This is a genomic window from Azospirillum baldaniorum (assembly GCF_003119195.2).
In the GTDB taxonomy this organism is placed as follows: Bacteria; Pseudomonadota; Alphaproteobacteria; order Azospirillales; family Azospirillaceae; genus Azospirillum; species Azospirillum baldaniorum.
In genome coordinates this window covers 3031429-3049801 of record NZ_CP022253.1, presented here as the reverse complement: position 1 = coordinate 3049801, position 18373 = coordinate 3031429, and the positions used below count along the sequence as shown (strand labels likewise).

Sequence of the window (18373 nt, the reverse complement as noted above, 5' to 3'; positions counted from 1 at the left end):
TGAGGTGTGTAATACCTCGATATTTGGTGATAGCTGCGGCCTATCTGATGCTGAGCCATATAAAGGGAGTCGCACAAAAGACGGCGCGTTCATCAGGAATTTTTTACAACTTACCAAAGATTATACCTTGGATGTTCATGAATTTTCTAGCTATATGGAATGGGTTCTAAAATGTACAAGCGACAGCTCCACCGGAGACTTAATATTAATGACATTTGACGAAGATACGGAAGACTTCGACCTTCTAAAGTACAGCAGCATAAAGGACGCATACGATGCCTTTATTGATAAGCGCAACAACTATCTTTCAAGCATAATTCAGCCACCGATATAATATTGACTCGAAACTGGGGAGGGACAGAACCGCAGTCCCGCCCCTCTCCTTCGGCCCAGCTCCTGCCGAACCCTACATAGCCGCCGCGGTGCTCACGCCGTCCAGCCGCACCGTGACGTGCTGGTGTCGTTGCTGCAGCCCTCTCCCCTCGCCGCGTCGAGGATCGCCACCTGTTCGCGACATGCCGCAGCATTCCCTCTATCGGTCCCCGGAGTTCAACGCCCGTACCAGGGAGGGCAGAATCCGGCGGAGGTGCACGGCCTCCTCGGGTGTCGCGTCGGCGGCGTAGATCAGCAACAGCGGCGCGGCGGGGGAAGCTTCATTCTCGCGGCATGGTCCACCTCAGATCATCAGCAGCCCGTCACGGCGTTCCTCGGTGCTGTAGATGCTGGGACCGGTGTCGTCGGCCAGGATGCGGCCACGGCCATAGCCGCCGCCACGCTCTCGATTCGGCCCGTGCTGCGCTCCTTTGACCAATGCACCTATCAGCGCATTCGCCATCTGCCCCGCTCGTCGGCATTGTTTGGTATGTGTGGGCCGCTGGTTGGCAGACGGCTGCGACGCATCCGTCAGCCGGTCCTTCTGCTCGTCCAGCTTGGCAAACAGGGAAGCCGAGTCTGCCGGTGCTAGCGGGATCGATTCGGCGACCATTATCGGCGGGAGCGGCTCTTCCGGATCCGGAGCCTCGCGTCGGGCGCAGCCGGGCCGCTTCCGCGCTGGGCGCGGCGATCAGCAGGCCGATGCCGGCGTCCTCGATGGCCGGCACCCCCTTGCCCTCGCAACCACTCTTGAACGCCTCCAACTGGCGCTTTGCCGCCTTCGGGCTCACCAAGTCGCGGCTGCGCGCTGCCCCCAGCTGCTCCGGTGTCAGTGTCGCCAGGATGAAGATCTTGCTGTAGTGCCGGCAGGTCCTCCTTCGGTACCGCACCGGATTCCACGAACTCCCAACGAAGCGCAGCCGGTAGGCGCGGAGGGGTCCAGATCCAGGTCTCCCGCAGCATGGCCTCGAACTCGCCATGGGGCAGAGCGGCCTTGGCCTCGGTGAGGCGCCGCCGGCCTCCACCATCGTCTCCAGGCCCTGGCCCACCAGCCGGTTGATCTCGGCAGCGAACTCCACCCGCGTGGACAGCTCGCGGCGAACGTTCAGCATGGCCAAGCGGGTGTTGGCGGCGGCGGACTTGCCCGACTTTGCGAACATGGTCATCGAGTCACCCCATGGTGTCGGCAACGTAGGTCCAGAGGTCCGAGAACAGCGGGCCGGTGCGCGTCCCGGAGATTCCACCGTGCCCAGGCTGCGGCTGAAGCTGGCGGGCACCTCCGCCAAGTGTGGGATCTCCACCGCGCCGGCGCGCCGAAATCCTTGATCCGTTCGCGCGCGTCGGCCGTCTGGCGGCTCCGGGAGGTCTGGCTGAGGAGGAGGCGCGTCGGCCGGCGCCGCGACGGATGTAGGGCATCATGCCCTCCATGCTGACCAAGTCCTCCGGGCCGGGCCGCACCGGCACCAGGACGAGATCCGCGCAGTCGAACAGAATGGCGGTCGCCTCGGGGAAGAACTCCACCGCCGTCGGCGTGTCGATGATCAGCAGATCGATGCCGGCGATGGGCATCGGAGCGCCGACGATCCGGGGCAGGGGGACCTGATCGGCCTCGATCGGCGTCGCTTCCTGGGGGCGCCGGCTGTGCCAGTAGGTCAGGGAGCCCTGCGGGTCAGTGTCCAGCGTGGCGACCCGCTGACCGGCTACGGCGGCAGCGACGGCCAGGTTGCGCGCGGTGGCGGTCTTCGGGCCGCCGCCCTTGCCTTGGGTGACAGAACTTTCTCACCGTCCTGCCCTCCCGCCCAAAACCGTTCACCGGTGAACGGTTTGCCGAATGCCCAACGATGTGCTGGATGACCTGCCGTTCGACCACGCATGTGCACCGGCCAACCGGCAACCTATCTAATAGATTTCCGTCCTTTGGCATCTTCATGTCCCTATGCTGAGGGGTGGAGGCCCGCCGCGGTGACTGCAACGCCGCGGCGGGCTGGCTCCCGGTTCTGTGGATGAGGCTGGCGGCGACACGGGGATCGAAGCGCGCCCCAGCGAGGAGAGCGCGCCAAGCCTTCAGCCACTCCCGACCAGTTCGTATGCGAACAATCTCGCCGTGGCTCATGCCCTCCCCCCGGCGACGGCATGCAGCGTCGGTCGCGTTCTGGCCGGGGACATCGCCGGCGGAGCGCCCACGCGCACCTCGAGGCTGTAGATGCCGAGCGCGCTCTTCAGCCGGTCGGTGAGCCGCGCATCAATCCAATCCCGTTGGAAAGCGTTGGGCACCCACAGCACCGCCGAGCCACCGTCAAGCTCGATGGCCACCCCTCGAACCATCGCATTTCGGTCGGCGAGAAGTGGACGGCCAGCACCGCGGCCAGGGCGCCTTCGCGTGTGCGTGCGGGTGCCGGCGTGCCTGCGCGCCCCAGGTTGATTCCAAGGTTACAAGGATAGGAGGACTCCGGTGTCCTCCGTTGGGCGGGGTTTTGTCCTCCGTTGCCGGCGCTGGAGTCCTCCGTTCATGGGCACCGAGGACTCCGGAGTCCGGGACACCCGTGTCCTCCGTTGCCGCTTCGGCGACCTCGCGGCGTTCCAGCCAGGCCCGGTTGAACCGAACCTGCGTGGGGCGTCCCTTCGCCGGCCTCCCAACGTCTTCGATCACGCGTTCCTGGCGCAGGGCCGCCCGTGCCCGCACCACGTCGCGCTCACACAGCGACGTGTCGGCGGCCAGGGCCTCGACGCCGACGGCATCCCACACCGTCAGCTCGCCACTGGCGGCGAAGGCCTGCCGGTCGAGGCGATCCAGCATCGCCCACGCCACCACCTTGTCGCGCAGCTTGAGCCGTGGATTGGCGCGAATCGCCGCCTGAAACCGTCCAACGATTCTGCGAAATTCTACGTTCGCTTCGCTCATGGCGCACCTGTCCCGTCTCCGGCGATCCCGTGACCAGCCGGCGGTTCAGCCGTCATCAAGGCGCACGCATCCGTGGCCGGAAATGACGGCAATCGAGTCGCAATCAAGTCGCGGTTGAAGTATGATGACGGCGCACACGTCCCCGTTCGCACCGGTGGTCAAGGCCGGGCGCCTGAACGGTTCCTGAGCGCAGTCCTGGGGCGGCCGGTCGCAAGGCCGCCCCAGCTCAGGGCGGTGCCCTTGGTGTCGTCAAAGCGAAAGCCCTCCCGTTCACGGCCACGCCCTGCGCAGCCGTGTTGTTGATGAGGACACAAGTCTTTCCGTGCGCCGGCCAGCCGACCGACGTGGGATTCAAGTGCCCTGGACGATGCTGGCCGGACGAGCGGCCGCGATTCGAGGTGATCGGCCCCGGATCATTCCGCGCGCAGATCTTCTCCGTTCACAGCCACGTTGGGACGCGGCTGCGGCAGAAAACCTCTCTGCTCCGCTCATGGGGTGAGCGGCGCACAGGCGCAGGAATGATCAGGCGATCAGCCTCGGGGGGAACTGGGGGGAGCGCGTGGCATCGATGGCCCTCCGATCGGTGTCAGGGATGCACCGCGCCCGCACGGGCACGGTATGACGTGGCAGCGCGCGGGCAGCCGGAGACGGCGCCGCGGAGCGCGCAGCGAAGCCAGAGGTAGGAGTCGGATTTCGAATCTTGTTGAGTGCTCGGTGCCGTGGGGTGGCAGCGAGTCGACCTCATGCCGAGCCTCGCCCGCAGTTCCGGGAAAGAGTCGGACGGCGCCGTGCCGGCGCGACCATGTGCAGGCGGGTGATGGCCGTCTTCAGCAAGGCTTCCAACTGGTCGGCCTCGTCGTCGGGCAGATCGGCCAGGCCGGTGCGATCATGGAAGATGGCGCGCACCACTTGGTCCAGGCTCGTCCATCGCATCGCGGCGGCTGCCTGGAATTCCGGCCACAGCGCGAGTACTGCCTGCTGATGCCCAGTCAGGGTGGAAGCATCGTATGGCGTCCCAGATGAATCGTGGGCGAATGGCGCCATCATGCTGGCTCCCTTCGCAACAGAGCATTTCCCTCCGCCGTCTTGCCTACGTCCATCGCCTCTCCCTTCCCCTCAGCCATGGCTGTTGCCCAGCTCACGCCTTGCGAGCGATGCTTCCGAACGCGACAGATGTGAGTTCTTGCGCATGCTGCTTCCCCTTCTTCACCGCCACCCGCTTGGCGCGGTTACGCTCTGCCACTGGCGCCCCGGCTATGCGGGATGGCCAATGAGTTCAGCAGACATTTCATCTGGTATGGCGGTGATTGAATCCGGGGTCTTGCGAGACTGGGCGATCTTTGCAAGACGCTCCAGAGTTACGTTCTCAAATCCGCGACGTCGGGCTGCCTCGACAACTCTCAGCCACTTCTCGCCGGGTATCGAGTTTCTGCGCTTCCAAGCGCGTACCGTCAATCCGGTCTCGCCGACATCATTGCCCATTGCAACGGCATTCGGCCAAAGATCAATGACGTTGGAAAATGTGTCGAGGTCATCCATGGTCAAAACAGTACATCATGTACTGTCGCCTTGCAATACGCTTTGTACCGGACCGTCGCGTCGCGTAACGATACAATTCCGCACATGAAGGATGAAAAGGCCAGAGGCGAACGCCTGAGAGCCATACGAAAGAAGGCTGGATACAGCTCTGCGGAGAAATTTGCAGAGACGCATGGCTTTTCGGCCGCCACGGTGCGTAGCGCCGAGAATGGTAACCGCCCCCTCACAGTTCGCAACGCAAAACTATTCGCTACACAACTTGGTGTTACTTGGCAGTGGCTTTATTTCGGTGACGATAAGCATCCTGAGGCCGAGTATGCCGAGGCTGTCGAATACTTGAAGACGCTTCACCCGCGGCGCCGAGCTGCAATTCTTCAGATGCTCCGGACTGAGGCGGAATTGGCTCAGGAAGATCAGCAGCATACTCCCGAATCACGTTGAGCATTCGCTTTCTGACGTGATCGGGGAGGCTTCGCAAGATCTGCTCCGCTTCAGCCAACTCACGTCCGCGCACCGGCATCCCCTTTCTCGCTGCACCGCGTTTACATCCGCGTTTGTTTGAACCGCAAGCCCAAATAGGAACGAACCGGAAACAAATTATCTTAACCTTTGGTTGCCGTATACTATCTAGTTGTAGGTGCGGAGGTACGGAAAAGCATAGGGTTGCATACCTCCGTATGCGGCAACCTCGTGCTGCGCCGATGAGCTTAGCGGCTTGCGCGGGAACAGTACATTATGTATTGATATGAGACGATACATAATGTACCGCTCATTGGAGGCGCTTGTAAGAGCGCGTCGCCCGATGCCGGTTTGAGGAAGGTCCGACCATGCCTCTCCCCTTAGACTCTATGCACTGCTCCGACTTCACCGCCTTAACGGACGATCTGGATAGCCTCGTGGACCGGCTGCATGTCGCTCATGCAGCCGGTCAGATCGATGCGGACGATGTTAGGAACGCCCTCGCTGCCCTGCGCTGTTCGAGCGACGGAAGAGAAAACGGAGCCGGGGACGCCGGTTCACGCTTCGGGCAGGAATCCGTCGTCCATCATCTGATCAAACGACCACGGACAATCCTTTGGAAACGTCGTTTCCGGCAGACCGGTTTCCCGCTCCGCGCCGATCAGCGCGTCGCTGTAGGCATCGACGATGGTTTCGTCGAGCATGGCCTTCAGGCTTGGATTTTTCCGAAGGTGGCGCTCGATCCGGTTGCGCTGCTCCTTGATCGTCAGGCGCCAACTGTTCCCCCGGAGGCCGGGCTGGAAACGCCATTTCAGCAGATGGAGCAACAGCACGGTCAACCGGCTCTCCAGTTGTTGCTGCTCACTCCGCCCCATGCTTTCGATCTCCTCGGCAAGGTTCTCCAGGTCCAGATCGACATTGCTGCGCTCCGCGGCCAGCCGCCGAAGCCGACCGGCCTGATCCTGCGTCCAGGCAAAGAAGTCGCTGTCGTAGAGCCGTGTATCAGGCATGGGAAGACCCTCCGGTCTCTAAGTATGACTTGCGCCAATCCATCTGTCCAACGCACCCGCATCGGCTTGGAGCGGATGTCGGCCAGCCCGGTCTTGCCGAATGAGGGCATCCGCCTCCCGGATATGAGCCACCTGAACAGCGGGGCCAGGGCAGCATGAGCGACCAATTACCCCGCGTGCTGCTCGGCTTTCAGCCACGCGAAGGCCTCTTCGTCGTGCAGATCGAAGGCGAGGCCGGGCCGCTGCTGAAAACGCCCGATCCTTCCGCGGCAGTCTCCGCCGTCGGATTGTCCTCCATCTCGTGCCGTACCGCTCCCCATGCCTCCCGGCGCGCCCTGCGTGCTCTGAAATCCTGCGGAGTCGACGTATGACATCCATCACACACAGCATGGCGCACCCACCCGTGCCGATTGCCGCCGGATCGGCAACCATCCGCCTTCCGGATTGCCACGCCGCCCGCCACCGCGATGCCTGCGCGACCATGGCTCCACCACCCGGCGCCCGGCGCATCCGGGCCGTGCGCCGGGCCGACGGGCGCGTCGCGTATCCGGAGGTGGTCCGGTACCGGCTGTACCGCTGGAACGAGGCGGAGGAGACCTATCGCCCCGCCGAGCTGGTGGACCTGCCGCCCACGGTGGAGAGCCATCCCGACGAACACATGCGGGAGAGGGCGCGGGCATCGCGCCGGCCCTTCCTGCCGGTGACCCTGCCCTATGTCGCCGACGTCCAGGATCTCGTCCTATACGAACGCCTGAAGGCTCGTGGTGTGCTTGAGCATGGCCACCGAGTCGCGGTTGACGAACTGGATCAAGGGCAGGGGCGGAGGTGAGCATGGCTGCAAGGCTAAGCGACATGGCCGGCCTGCCAGATTGGCCGCGCTGCCTCTCAAGGGATCAGGCAGCGGCGTATGTCGGTGTGAGTCCTGGCAAGTTCGATCAGGAAGTGGCCGACGGGATCTGGCCATCCGGCGAGACGCGCGGCGGCCGAATCCTTTGGGACCGCGTGCTACTCGACAAGTGGCAGGACGAACGCAGCGGCCTTGTGCAACAATCCATGCCGGCGGCGGGAGCGGGCACGTCGGAATGGGCAAAGTGGAGTTGAACGTCCCTCGCATGAAGCGAGTGGCCGGGCGGTGGTACTGGCGCACCACCCCGACCGTGAAAGCGCTTGGCTTCTGTGACGAGCCACTCGGCGACGACACCGAAAAAGCGATCGCCCGAGCGCGGGACCTGAACGCACAGGTCGAGGCCGAACGCACGCGGCGTGCCGGCCTGGAGCCCTCCATCATTCCCGGCAGTGTGGCGGAGCTGATTGGCAAATACGAAGCTTCGCCACAGTTCGCGAAGCTGGCGCCGAAAACCAAACAGGATTACCGGCTGCTGCTCCGCAGAATTGAGAAGGTCGCGGGGTCGAAGCTGGTCAGCTCAATCACGCGCGCGTGGCTGGTGCAGGGCTATGAAGTGGTTCAGGGCAAATCCGGGCTGGCGACGGCGAACGCCGTGATGCGGGTCTGGCGGATTTTGCTGGGGCACGCCTGCGACCGCGGCATGATTGACTTCTCGCCGGCCGACGGCATGCGCCTGATCGGCACCGCGGCTCGAACCCAGGTGTGGACCCGTGACCAGGTGGAGACGTTCTGCGCGGCGGCGGAGAAGCACGGCCGGCCGTCCTTGGCGCTCGCCGTGCGGCTGGCCCTCGACATCGGCCAGCGGCAGGGGGACATCCTGGCGCTGAAGTGGAGCGACTACGACGGCACGGCCTTCGCGATCGTGCAGGGGAAGACGAAGCAGCCGGTGAGGGTTCCTGTCACGGCGCAGATGCAGAAGCTCCTGTCGACCGTGAAGCGGGACGCTGTGCAGGTCATCGTGTCGGAAGCGACCGGGCGGCCCTACGCCAAATTTCATTTCGTACACGAATTTTCGCGCGTGCGCGCCCTGGCGGGGCTGCCGACCGATCTCCAGTTCCGCGACTTGCGGCGGACGGCGGCGACGGAACTGGGCGCTGCCGGCGCTACCGATGACGAGATCCGATCCGTCACCGGGCACAGATCGCGTGGAGTGGTGGCCGTCTATGTACAGCCCGATGGGCGAATGGCGGAGTCGGCACAAAAAAAGCGCCAGCGGCTTAGCAAGCCGAAGCGCTGATCAGACGGGCTTGGGAGGGTGCCACCGCCCTTCCGACCGTTCGCTAGTGGGAAACGGATGGGAAGGGCGGTGGGAAAACTGGTGCCGCAGCAGGGATTTGAACCCCGGACCTACTGATTACGAATCAGTTGCTCTACCCCTGAGCTACTGCGGCGCCGACGTCGGTGCGTCGTGGGCGCGGAAATTAACCGGGGGGGCGGACCGGCGCAAGCGCTTTTTTGGGAGATGGATAAAATTATCCTTTCTGGCGGATGACGTCCAAAAAGGGGTCGGCATAACGCTCCAGCTTGCGGGCGCCGACGCCGGGCAGGCGGGCAAAGGCGGCGCGGTCCATCGGGCGCGTCGCGACCATCTCCAGCAACGTGCTGTCGTGGAAGATCACGTAGGGCGGCACCCCCTGCGCGCGGGCCAGCTCGGTGCGGCAGTCCTTCAGCGCGTGCCACAGCGCGTCGTCGGCCGGCGACAGGGCGCCGCGCGCCCCGGCCCGCGACACGCCCTCGCCGGACAGGCCGCCGGAGGGGGCTGAGCCGCCGCGGGAGACGTGGCGGCGTAGCGCGTCGTGGACGCCACGGCGCTTCTCGACGACCGGGTCCTTGCGCAGCTTCACCGTCTGCTGGCCCTTGATGACCGGAATGCCCGCGTCGGTCAGGCGGAAGCCGCCATAACCCTCCAGATCGACCGTCAGATAGCCGGCGGCGACGAGCTGGCGGTAGACCGACTGCCATTCCGCCTTCGACAGCTCCTTGCCGCAGCCGAAGGTCTTCAGCGCGTCGTGGGCCTGCTGCGCCACCTTCTCCGTCGCGTTGCCCAGCAGCACGTCGATCAGGTGCCCGGCGCCGTAGCGCTGGCCGGTGCGGTAGACCGCCGACAGGGCCTTCTGCGCGGCGACGGTGCCGTCCCAGGTCTCCACCGGCTCCAGGCAGGTGTCGCAGTTGCCGCAGGGCGCCTCCAGCGTCTCGCCGAAGTAGTTCAGCAGCACCTTGCGGCGGCAGGCCGAGGTCTCGCAGAAGCCGAGCAGCGCCTCCAGCTTGGAGCGCTCGACGCGGCGGTGGGAATCGCCGGCCTCCGACTGCTCCAGCATCTGGCGCAGGCCGACCACGTCGGCCATGCCGTAGCTCATCCAGGCGTCCGCGGGCAGGCCGTCGCGCCCGGCGCGGCCGGTCTCCTGATAATAGGCTTCCAGGCTCTTGGGCGGGTCGAGGTGGCAGACGAAGCGCACGTTCGGCTTGTCGATGCCCATGCCGAAGGCCACCGTCGCCACCATGACGATGCCCTCGCCCTTGATGAACAGGTCCTGGTTCGCCTCGCGCACCTCGGACGGCAGCCCGGCGTGGTAGGGAAGCGCCTCCCGCCCCTGCTGGTTCAGCCAGTTGGCGGTGTCCTCCACCTTCGCCCGCGACATGCAATAGATGATGCCGGCGTCCTCGGGGTGGTTCTCCCGCAGGAAGGCCAGCATCTGCTGGCGCTCGCTCTTCTTCGGGACGACGCGGTAGGTGATGTTGGGCCGGTCGAAGCTGGACAGGAACACGCGGGCCTCGGTCAGCCCCAGCTTGTCCTTGATCTCCGCGCGGGTCTGCGCGTCCGCCGTGGCGGTCAGCGCGACGCGCGGCACGGTCGGGTGCCGCTCGTGCAGGATGGAGAGCTGGAGATACTCGGGCCGGAAGTCGTGGCCCCACTGGCTGACGCAATGCGCCTCGTCCAGCGCGAAGAGGGCGAGCTTGGTGCGGTCCAGCAGGTCGAGGAAGCGCGGGGTGACCAGACGTTCCGGCGCCACATAGACGAGGTCGATCTCGCCGCGGACCATGGCCCGCTCCACCTCGCGCGCCTCGGCGGCGTCGAGCGAGGAGTTGAGGAAGGCCGCCCGCACGCCCAGCTCGCGCAGCGCCGTCACCTGGTCCCGCATCAGCGCGATCAGCGGGGAGACGACCACCGTCACGCCGTCGCGCACCAGCGCCGGCACCTGGTAGCACAGCGACTTGCCGCCGCCCGTGGGCATGAGGACGAGCGCGTCGCCGCCACGGATGACGTGGGCGATGATGTCGGCCTGCTGCCCGCGGAAGGCGGAATAGCCGAAGACCGACGCCAGCACCTCCAGGGCGGGGTTGCCGTCAGGGTCCTGGGCCGGCTCCGCCGGAGGGGCCTTGAGATTGAAGAGCGAGTCCACGCCGATGCGGTTCAGATGCGGGTCCGTCTCTGGACGATTTAGAATCTGGTGTTCGGGTCAGAATCTGGTGGTCGGGATGCGATCCCGAACGCGACGGCTATGATGTGGCACAGATCACCCGATTCGTGAAGTCGCAATCCGGAAGAGGTGTGGGGACAAGGGTGGCGCATCGCGCGATGCGGGAAAACTGTGGCGCGAATGCATCCGATCGTGTGTAAGGTGAAAACGGCGGGTGGAATTGGCCACCCGCCGTTTCGAAAGGAGAAAGAGGCATGCCGAAAATGCCCTTTTTCCTGGTGCTCCAGTGGCGGCGATGGCGGATCGAAATCCGCATCACCGTTGGCTAAGCACTAGGAGCGTGCCGGTGGGTGTTCACAGCACCTGCCGGCCACTCCCGACAAGGTAGCGCAATTCCCCCGCGTTGCAAATCCCCAAGCGGCTACAACAGATCGCGCAGCATCGCCACCAGCGGCACGTCGGCAGGGGGCATGGGGTAGTCGCCCATGCGGTTCGGGTAGACCCAGGCGAGCTTTTGCCCCTCGCGCGCCATCACGTCACCCTCCCAGACGCGGCAGACGAACAGCGGCATCAGCAGGTGGAACTTTTCGTAGGTGTGCGAGGCGAAGGTGAAGGGAGCGAGGCAACTCGCCGCCGTGTCGATGCCCAGCTCTTCCTTCAACTCGCGGACCAGCGCGGCTTCCGGGGTCTCACCCGCGTCCACCTTGCCGCCCGGAAATTCCCACAGCCCGGCCAGCGACTTGCCGGGCGGGCGCTGGGCCAGCAGGACGCGGCCGTCGGCGTCCACCAGGGCGACCGCGACGACAAGCAGGGTCGGCAGGGAACCGGGAGCCGGGGTGGAGGAGGGATCGAAGCAGGCCGGCATCACGCGGTCTCCTGGGTAAGGAACCGCCAGCGTCCGGCGGTCAGTTCATATTGGTCGGCGGCGTCGAGCGGCGTGAAGCCGACCGCCTCCAGCACGCGGCGGGAGCGGTGGTTGTCCGGCGCGGTCCGCGCCCACAGGCGGGGCAGGCCCAGTGCGAAGGCGGCTGGGATGACGGCCCGCAGCATCTCGGAGGCATAGCCGATGCCCTGGTGTGGCCGGCCCAGCCAATAGCCGACCTCGCCGTCCGCCAGGATCACCCCGATGCCGCCGACTGGCTGATTATCGTCCCTACGGACCGCCAGCAGGTCGAGCGACGCGCGCTCCGCCCGGTTGCGGGCGGCCAGGGCGACCCAGGCGCGCCCGTCCTCCAGGCCGTAAGGGTGGGGCACGCGGGCGAGCCACTGCGCCACCTCCCACTCCCCGATCAGCGGAACGAAACGCTCCACATCCTCCATGCGGAAGGGGCGGAGCGTCAGCCGCGCCGTGTCGAGGCGGTCGGGCAGGGGCGCGCCGGTCATGACACCAAGTCCGGTCTCAGCTGCGGTAGGAGCCGTTGATGTCGATGTAGCCGTGGGTCAGATCGCAGGTCCAGACGCGGGATTTGCCGGTGCCGATGCCCAAGTCGATGTGCACGTCGATCTCCTGGCCCTTCATGTGGGCGGCGACCGGCGCCTCGTCGTAGCCCGGAACCTCCATGCCCTCGGCGCAGATCAGCGTGCCGCCGATGGTGATCTTGATGAGGTCGCGGTCGGCCCGCTCGCCGGCCCGCCCGATGGCGGCGACGATGCGGCCCCAGTTGGCGTCCTCGCCGGCCAGCGCGGTCTTGACCAGCGGGGAGTTGGCGACGGTCAGGGCGATGCGCTTGGCGGCCACGTCGTTCTCGGCGCCGACCAGCGTGATCGAGACGAACTTGGTCGCTCCCTCGCCGTCGCGCACGATCTGGAGCGCGAGGTCGAGCATCACCTCCTCCAGAGCCTTGCGGAACGCGGCCAACTCCGGCGCCTGGGCGTCGGTCACCGGGGCGTTGCCGGCCTTGCCGGTGGCGAACAGCAGCAGCGTGTCGCTGGTCGAGGTGTCGCCGTCCACGGTGATGGCGTTGAAGCTGCGCTCCGTGAACTCCGACAGCATGGACTGCAGCGCCGGGGCGGCGATGGCCGCGTCGGTGAAGAGGAAGCCCAGCATGGTCGCCATGTCCGGGGCGATCATGCCGGAGCCCTTGGCGAAGCCGCTGATCGTCACCGTCGTCCCGCCGATGGCGACCTGACGGGTCGAGCCCTTGGCGAAGGTGTCGGTGGTCATGATGGCCCGCGCCCCGGCCTCCAGCGCCGCCGAGTCGTCCTTCAGCGCCGGGACCATGCCCGGGAGGACCTTGGCGATGGCGTCGGCGGCCAGCGGGATGCCGATCACGCCGGTGGAGGCGACGTAGACCTCGTCGGTGGCGCAGCCGGCGATCTTGGCTGCGGCCTCGACGGTCGCCTGAACGGTGGCGTCGCCCGCCTTGCCGGTGAAGGCGTTGGCGTTGCCGGCGTTGACCACGACCGCGCGGGCCGAGCCGCGGGGCAGGCTGTCGCGGCACCAGATCACCGGGGCGGAGCAGGTCAGCGACTTGGTCAGCACGCCGGCCACCGTCGTGCCCTCGTCGAGCACGGCCAGCATCAGGTCGTCGCGGCCCTTGTATCGGATGCCGCTGTTGGCGGTGGCGATGCGCACGCCCGCCACGGGCGGGAGCGTCGGGAAGCCGGCGGGTGCCAAGGGGGAGACGGTCGTGGCCATGGGGACGGGCTCGCGGTTCTGGTGGAGCGGGGGGGGTGTTGGACAGTGATTGGGATGCAAGGCGCTTGCCCCCTCCCTAACCCTCCCCCGCTTCGCAGGGGAGGGGATCAAGTCCCTCCCCTGCGAAGCGGGGGAGGGAAGGGGCCCGCGGCGTCAGCCGTGGGAAGGGTGGGGGCAACCGGTGCCGGACCTCAGTTCTTCTTGGGCTCTTCGGCCTTGGGCGCGTCCGTGGCCGGCTCTTCCTTCGGCATCGGCGAGCCGTCGAGCTGGAAGGTCTCGACCTTGGCAACCTTGCGCAGGTCGTCGACGACGTTGGTCACGATGTCCTTGCTGAGCTGCTGCTCGAGCTGCGGCTTCACCTCGTCCAGGGTCGGCTGCGGCTGGGTGCGCTTGTCCTCGACCTTGATGATGTGCCAGCCGAACTGCGTCTTCACCGGCTCCTTGCTCACCTCGCCCTTCTTCATGGCGAAGGCGGCGTCGGCGAAGGGCTCGACCATCGTGTCCTTGGTGAAGTAGCCGAGATCGCCGCCCTGCTCGGCGGCCACCGGGTCCTTCGACTTCTCCTTGGCGAGCTTGGCGAAGTCGCCGCCCTTCTTGAGCTGGGCGATGATCGCCTTGGCCTCATCCTCCTTCTCGACGAGGATGTGGCTGGCCTTGACCTCTTCCTGGGCCGGGTTCTGCTTCAGGAAGGCCTGATAGGCCTCGTCCAGCTTGGCCGGGGTGATGCGCGACTGCACTTCCTTCTGGATGTAGGCGCGCTGCACGGCGCGCTCCTCGGCGCGCTTGATCTCGTCCTTGACCTCCGGCGTGCCGGCGAGGTTGGCCTTGTAGCCGGCCTCGGCCACCAGCTTGGAGTTCACGAGCTGCTCGATCACCGCCGGGTAGATCATTTCCAGCGGCATCTGCTGCACCTGCGGCGGAAGCTGGGAGACCATGCGCTGGACGTCGGAGCGGTGGACCGCCTCGCCGTTGACGCGCGCCACCACCGGATCGGCGTCCGCCGTGGCGGGAGCGGCCTGCGCGGCGGGGGCGGGCGTGGCCGCGGGAGCCGGAGTCGGCGCCGGAGTCTGGGCGTGTGCGGCCAGCGCGAGGCCGCAGGCGGCCATCGACAGCAGGGCGGCGCGGAACACTCGATTCACCATGGAGTCTTTTCCTTCCGGCGGATGTGTCTTGTCATGGTCAATGGCATGACAGAACGTCTTATGATTGGCGGCGGCTGTACGGACGATCCGGCCCCGCGCCCGAATCCGCGGGGGATTAAGCATGGGTTCGCGGCGCGGGGCAAGCGGTCGTGATGCGCGGCCGTGACGCCTTCCTTCGGCGCCCTGCTTCGACCGTGTTCAAGGCGATATGGCGGCGGAACGGTGGTGCTTCCAGGGCGCGCCACACGCCGATCCACGCTCCGTGCAGGGCCGGCACCCCCGCGATGCACCCCTCAAAGGGCCGGGCAAAGGGGCGGGTCTCGTTGACAGAAACTTGCTTCGGGCCTATGTGAGACCGGTCAAAAAGCCGGCTTCACGACGTTCCACCCCCGAGGTTTTCATGTTCGGTGCTCTCGCCCGCAAGATTTTCGGCACCGCCAACACGCGCACCGTCAAGGCGCTGCAAAAATCCGTCCAGCAGATCAACGCGCTGGAGCCCGAGTTGGCGGCGCTCTCCGACGACGCGCTGCGCGCCCGCACCGATTGGCTGCGCGGCCGGCTGTCGCAGGGCGAGACGCTCGACGCCATCCTGCCCGACGCCTTCGCCACCGTGCGCGAGGCCGGCAAGCGCGTGCTGGGGCAGCGGCACTACGACGTGCAGCTGATGGGCGGCATGGTCCTGCACCAGGGCAAGATCACCGAGATGCGCACCGGCGAAGGCAAGACGCTGGTCGCCACGCTGGCCGTCTATCTGAACGCGCTGGAGGGCAAGGGCGTCCACGTCGTCACCGTGAACGACTATCTGGCCTCGCGCGACAGCGCCTGGATGGGCCGCATCTACGGCTTCCTCGGCCTGACCACCGGCTGCATCGTGCACGGGCTGGACGACGAGGAGCGCCGCGCCGCCTACGCCGCCGACATCACCTACGGCACGAACAACGAATTCGGCTTCGACTATCTGCGCGACAACATGAAGTTCCGGCTGGAGGACATGGTCCAGCGGCCCTTCAACTTCGCCATCGTCGACGAGGTCGACTCGATCCTCATCGACGAGGCGCGCACCCCGCTGATCATCTCCGGCCCGTCCACCGACTCGTCGGAAATGTACGTGCAGGTGGATCGCCTGATCCCGCAGCTGACGCGGGACGACTACGAGCTGGACGAGAAGAACCGCACGGTCAGCCTGTCCGAGGCCGGGCAGGAGCATATGGAACAGCTTCTGGCCGATGCCGGGCTGCTGAAGTCGGGCGGGCTGTACGACATCCAGAACGTGGCGCTGGTCCACCATGCCCAGCAGGCGCTGCGCGCCTACACGCTGTTCCAGCGCGACAAGGACTACATCGTCAAGGACGACAAGGTCATCATCATCGACGAGTTCACCGGCCGCATGATGGAGGGCCGCCGCTATTCGGAAGGCCTGCACCAGGCGCTGGAGGCCAAGGAGAAGGTGACGATCCAGCGCGAGAACCAGACGCTCGCCTCCATCACCTTCCAGAATTACTTCCGCATCTACCCGAAGCTGGCCGGCATGACCGGCACGGCGATGACCGAGGCGGCGGAGTTCGCGGAGATCTACGGCCTTGAGGTCGTGGACATGCCGACCAACGTTCCGGTCCAGCGCAAGGACATGGACGACGAGGTCTACCGCAAGGCGTCGGAGAAGTACGACGCGATCATCGACCTGATCGAGGACGCCCGCAAGCGCCAGCAGCCGGTGCTGGTCGGCACCACCTCCATCGAGAAGTCGGAGCTGATCGCCGAGCTGCTGAAGAAGCGTGGCATCCCGCACAACGTGCTGAACGCCCGCCACCACGAGCAGGAAGCCTACATCGTCGCGCAGGCGGGCCGTCCGGGCGCCGTCACGGTCGCCACCAACATGGCCGGCCGCGGCACCGACATCCAGCTCGGCGGCAACGTCGAGATGCGCATCCAGATGGAGCTGGGGAACCTGCCCGAGGGGCCGGAGCGCGACGCCAGGATCAAGCAGATCGAGGCCGAGGTCGCCGAAGCGCGCGAGCTGGTCAAGCAGGCCGGCGGCCTCTACGTCGTCGGGACGGAGCGGCACGAGAGCCGCCGCATCGACAACCAGCTGCGCGGCCGTTCGGGCCGCCAGGGCGATCCGGGTGCCTCCAAGTTCTTCCTGTCGCTGGACGACGACCTGATGCGCATCTTCGGGTCGGAGCGCATGGACGGCATGCTCCAGCGCCTGGGCCTGAAGGAGGGGGAGGCGATCATCCACCCCTGGATCAACAAGGCGCTGGAGAAGGCCCAGACCAAGGTCGAGGCCCACCACTTCGAGGTCCGCAAGAACCTGCTCAAGTTCGACAACGTCATGAACGACCAGCGCAAGGTCGTCTATGAGCAGCGTCGCGAGATCATGGACACCGAGGACATCGCCGAGACCGTCCTGGAGATGCGCCATCAGGTCGTGTCCAACATGGTCAACAAGGCGATCCCGCCGAACTCCTACTCCGAGGCCTGGGACATCGCCGGCCTGCACGAGGAGGTGAACCGCCTCCTGGGCATGGACCTGCCGGTGGCCGACTGGGCCAAGGAAGAAGGCATCGCCGAGCCGGAGATCGAGGAGCGCGTCCGCGAGGCCGCCGACCGCAAATACGCGGAGAAGGTGGAGACCTACGGCGCCGACACGATGCGCCATGTGGAGAAGAGCCTGCTGCTGCAGATCCTCGACCAGGAATGGAAGGATCACCTGCTCCAGCTCGACCATCTCCGCCAGGGCATTTCCCTGCGCGCCTACGCCCAGAAGGACCCGCTGAACGAGTACAAGCGCGAAGCCTTCGAGCTGTTCGAGACCATGCTGACCACCCTGCGCGAGCAGGTGACCGCCGTGCTGATGCATGTCGAGATCCGCATCGCCCCGCAGCCGGAGGAACTGTACGCCCGTCCGCCGCAGGAGATGCACGAGGGCCGCGACGATCCGGCGCTGGCGATGGCCGAAGCGGGAGCCGGGGCCGTTCAGGGCTACCCGCCGGCCGACGCGCCGCTGCCCGCCGGCATGGTCCGCCGCGAGGCCGTCGCCTCGGTGGTGCCGGGGGCCGACCCCAACGCCTGGGCCAACACGCCGCGCAACGCGCCGTGTCCCTGCGGCTCGGGCCAGAAGTACAAGCACTGCCACGGCAAGGTCGGCTAAGCGCCGCCGCGAAGAACGCTGTCGGGGACGTTTCGGAGGGGGCTGGGCCGCAGGGTCCGGCCCCTTTCCTTTTGTGGTCTTGGAAACTTCGGCTGGGCTGTGGCGTTCTTCCGGTCAACAAGCGGGAGCGCAGCCATGTTGCAGGAATTCAAGACCTTCATCAGCCGCGGCAACGTCGTGGAGCTGGCCGTCGGCATCATCATCGGCGCGGCCTTCACCGGCATCGTCAACTCGCTGGTCAAGGACATGCTGATGCCGCCCATCGGCTGGATCATGGGCGGGATCGACTTCTCCAACTACTTCCTGAACCTGTCCGGCGGCCATTACGAGAGCCTGTCCGCGGCGGAGGCGGCGGGGGCGGCGACCATCAACTACGGCCGCTTCATCAACGCGCTCATCAACTTCTTCATCGTGGCGGGGGCGCTGTTCCTCATCGTGCGGCAGGTCAACCGCCTGCATTTCCTCCAGGATTCCAAGCCGAAGGCGCCTCCCCGCCAGGAGGTTCTGCTGGAGGAGATCCGGGATGCGCTGCGCGCACGGCAGGCACCCGCCCCGGGGGACACGACTCGGCGGGGGGCGTGAAAGAATCTTCTTGGATTGTGCAGCGCAACCCATTATGTAAGGCGTCTTGATCGCTGGAGGCTCGCGCGTCTCTTGAGCGAGACGCGCTTTGATATTGCGGGACGGCCTTCCTTGGGACCCGGTCGCCCGTTGCTTCGGACAGACGCCTCTCCCTCTTCCGACCTCCTCCCGGCGAAAACGCCGGCGTTCCACCGCTCACCATCCTGGTGCGGCGGCCGTGCGCCGTCTTGGTCCTGAGGAAAGGTTACCCTA

Annotated in this window: 19 protein-coding genes, 1 tRNA gene and 1 pseudogene; 9 read left to right on the top strand and 12 right to left on the bottom strand. The window is 66.1% G+C overall.

All coding sequences use genetic code 11. The features are described from left to right. Nucleotides 1–334, top strand: a 334-nt coding sequence (locus Sp245p_RS35485) for a hypothetical protein (RefSeq protein WP_211114921.1), incomplete at its 5' end; no start/stop codon positions are given. 342 nt (nt 335–676) lie between these two features. Here Sp245p_RS35485 and Sp245p_RS14425 read toward each other — a convergent pair. The 3 genes and pseudogenes from Sp245p_RS14425 to Sp245p_RS14415 all read right to left on the bottom strand — a co-directional run bounded on the left by Sp245p_RS14425 (nt 677) and on the right by Sp245p_RS14415 (nt 2685). Further along, nucleotides 677–985 carry a hypothetical protein gene (locus tag Sp245p_RS14425; protein WP_129557174.1) on the bottom strand — a complete coding sequence of 103 codons (309 nt, stop codon included), beginning with the start codon at nt 983–985 and terminating at the stop codon, nt 677–679. Between the two features lie 557 nt (nt 986–1542). Further along, nucleotides 1543–2130 (bottom strand): annotated as a pseudogene (locus Sp245p_RS14420) (nucleotide-binding protein); the annotation flags it as partial. A gap of 351 nt (nt 2131–2481) precedes the next feature. Continuing rightward, entirely contained in the window at nt 2482–2685 is a 204-nt protein-coding gene (locus Sp245p_RS14415) for a DnaA N-terminal domain-containing protein (protein WP_129557173.1), read from the bottom strand. Nucleotides 2686–2881: 196 nt separating this feature from the next. Between Sp245p_RS14415 and Sp245p_RS14410 the strand changes: the two genes are divergently transcribed. Further along, a complete protein-coding gene (locus Sp245p_RS14410; protein WP_109138561.1) occupies nt 2882–3307 on the top strand; it encodes a hypothetical protein in 426 nt (141 codons plus the stop codon). A 708-nt stretch (nt 3308–4015) separates the two neighbouring features. On the opposite strand, the gene Sp245p_RS14405 is transcribed toward Sp245p_RS14410, so the two are convergent. Both Sp245p_RS14405 and Sp245p_RS14400 read right to left on the bottom strand, forming a co-directional pair. Continuing rightward, nucleotides 4016–4321 (bottom strand): hypothetical protein, encoded by a 306-nt coding sequence (locus tag Sp245p_RS14405; protein ID WP_014239171.1) that lies wholly within the window; start codon nt 4319–4321, stop codon nt 4016–4018. A gap of 207 nt (nt 4322–4528) precedes the next feature. Further along, entirely contained in the window at nt 4529–4813 is a 285-nt protein-coding gene (locus Sp245p_RS14400) for a hypothetical protein (RefSeq protein WP_129557134.1), read from the bottom strand. Nucleotides 4814–4897: 84 nt separating this feature from the next. Between Sp245p_RS14400 and Sp245p_RS14395 the strand changes: the two genes are divergently transcribed. After that, complete coding sequence (locus Sp245p_RS14395; protein WP_082188116.1) at nt 4898–5254, top strand: helix-turn-helix domain-containing protein; 357 nt, start codon at nt 4898–4900, stop codon at nt 5252–5254. A gap of 575 nt (nt 5255–5829) precedes the next feature. Here Sp245p_RS14395 and Sp245p_RS14390 read toward each other — a convergent pair. After that, entirely contained in the window at nt 5830–6282 is a 453-nt protein-coding gene (locus tag Sp245p_RS14390; RefSeq protein WP_014239175.1) for a DUF29 domain-containing protein, read from the bottom strand. A gap of 155 nt (nt 6283–6437) precedes the next feature. Here Sp245p_RS14390 and Sp245p_RS14385 point away from each other — a divergent pair, with 155 nt between their 5' ends. From Sp245p_RS14385 to Sp245p_RS14375, 4 genes are read left to right on the top strand one after another with little or no spacing between them, the layout of a single operon-like run. Next, nucleotides 6438–6653, top strand: coding sequence for a hypothetical protein (locus Sp245p_RS14385; RefSeq protein WP_014239177.1), 216 nt, complete (start codon nt 6438–6440; stop codon nt 6651–6653). Then, nucleotides 6650–7111, top strand: coding sequence for a hypothetical protein (locus Sp245p_RS14380; protein WP_014239178.1), 462 nt, complete (start codon nt 6650–6652; stop codon nt 7109–7111). The genes Sp245p_RS14385 and Sp245p_RS14380 overlap by 4 nt, the downstream gene beginning before the upstream one ends. Before the next feature lie 2 nt (nt 7112–7113). Continuing rightward, the gene (locus Sp245p_RS34940) at nt 7114–7383 is read left to right on the top strand and encodes a hypothetical protein (RefSeq protein WP_186466524.1); all 270 of its coding nucleotides are present in this window, start codon (nt 7114–7116) and stop codon (nt 7381–7383) included. 11 nt (nt 7384–7394) lie between these two features. After that, a complete protein-coding gene (locus Sp245p_RS14375; RefSeq protein ID WP_158310381.1) occupies nt 7395–8426 on the top strand; it encodes a tyrosine-type recombinase/integrase in 1032 nt (343 codons plus the stop codon). A 79-nt stretch (nt 8427–8505) separates the two neighbouring features. On the opposite strand, the gene Sp245p_RS14370 is transcribed toward Sp245p_RS14375, so the two are convergent. The 6 genes from Sp245p_RS14370 to Sp245p_RS14345 all read right to left on the bottom strand — a co-directional run bounded on the left by Sp245p_RS14370 (nt 8506) and on the right by Sp245p_RS14345 (nt 14388). Continuing rightward, nucleotides 8506–8580, bottom strand: a tRNA-Thr gene (locus tag Sp245p_RS14370). 81 nt (nt 8581–8661) lie between these two features. Then, on the bottom strand, nt 8662–10590 hold the full coding sequence (gene recQ, locus Sp245p_RS14365; RefSeq protein ID WP_014239181.1) for a DNA helicase RecQ: 1929 nt from the start codon (nt 10588–10590) through the stop codon (nt 8662–8664). A 439-nt stretch (nt 10591–11029) separates the two neighbouring features. Then, a complete protein-coding gene (locus tag Sp245p_RS14360) occupies nt 11030–11473 on the bottom strand; it encodes a (deoxy)nucleoside triphosphate pyrophosphohydrolase (RefSeq protein ID WP_014239183.1) in 444 nt (147 codons plus the stop codon). Then, nucleotides 11473–11991: a GNAT family N-acetyltransferase gene (locus tag Sp245p_RS14355; protein WP_014239184.1), complete on the bottom strand. Its 519-nt coding sequence runs from the start codon at nt 11989–11991 to the stop codon at nt 11473–11475. Before Sp245p_RS14355 ends, Sp245p_RS14360 begins: the two co-directional genes overlap by 1 nt. A gap of 16 nt (nt 11992–12007) precedes the next feature. Further along, the gene (gene argJ / locus Sp245p_RS14350; RefSeq protein WP_014239185.1) at nt 12008–13246 is read right to left on the bottom strand and encodes a bifunctional glutamate N-acetyltransferase/amino-acid acetyltransferase ArgJ; all 1239 of its coding nucleotides are present in this window, start codon (nt 13244–13246) and stop codon (nt 12008–12010) included. Nucleotides 13247–13437: 191 nt separating this feature from the next. Then, the gene (locus Sp245p_RS14345; protein ID WP_014239186.1) at nt 13438–14388 is read right to left on the bottom strand and encodes a peptidylprolyl isomerase; all 951 of its coding nucleotides are present in this window, start codon (nt 14386–14388) and stop codon (nt 13438–13440) included. Between the two features lie 400 nt (nt 14389–14788). Here Sp245p_RS14345 and secA point away from each other — a divergent pair, with 400 nt between their 5' ends. Both secA and mscL read left to right on the top strand, forming a co-directional pair. Then, complete coding sequence (gene secA, locus Sp245p_RS14340; RefSeq protein WP_014239187.1) at nt 14789–17539, top strand: preprotein translocase subunit SecA; 2751 nt, start codon at nt 14789–14791, stop codon at nt 17537–17539. A gap of 135 nt (nt 17540–17674) precedes the next feature. Next, nucleotides 17675–18121 carry a large conductance mechanosensitive channel protein MscL gene (gene mscL, locus Sp245p_RS14335; RefSeq protein ID WP_014239188.1) on the top strand — a complete coding sequence of 149 codons (447 nt, stop codon included), beginning with the start codon at nt 17675–17677 and terminating at the stop codon, nt 18119–18121. Nucleotides 18122–18373 lie beyond the last annotated feature (252 nt).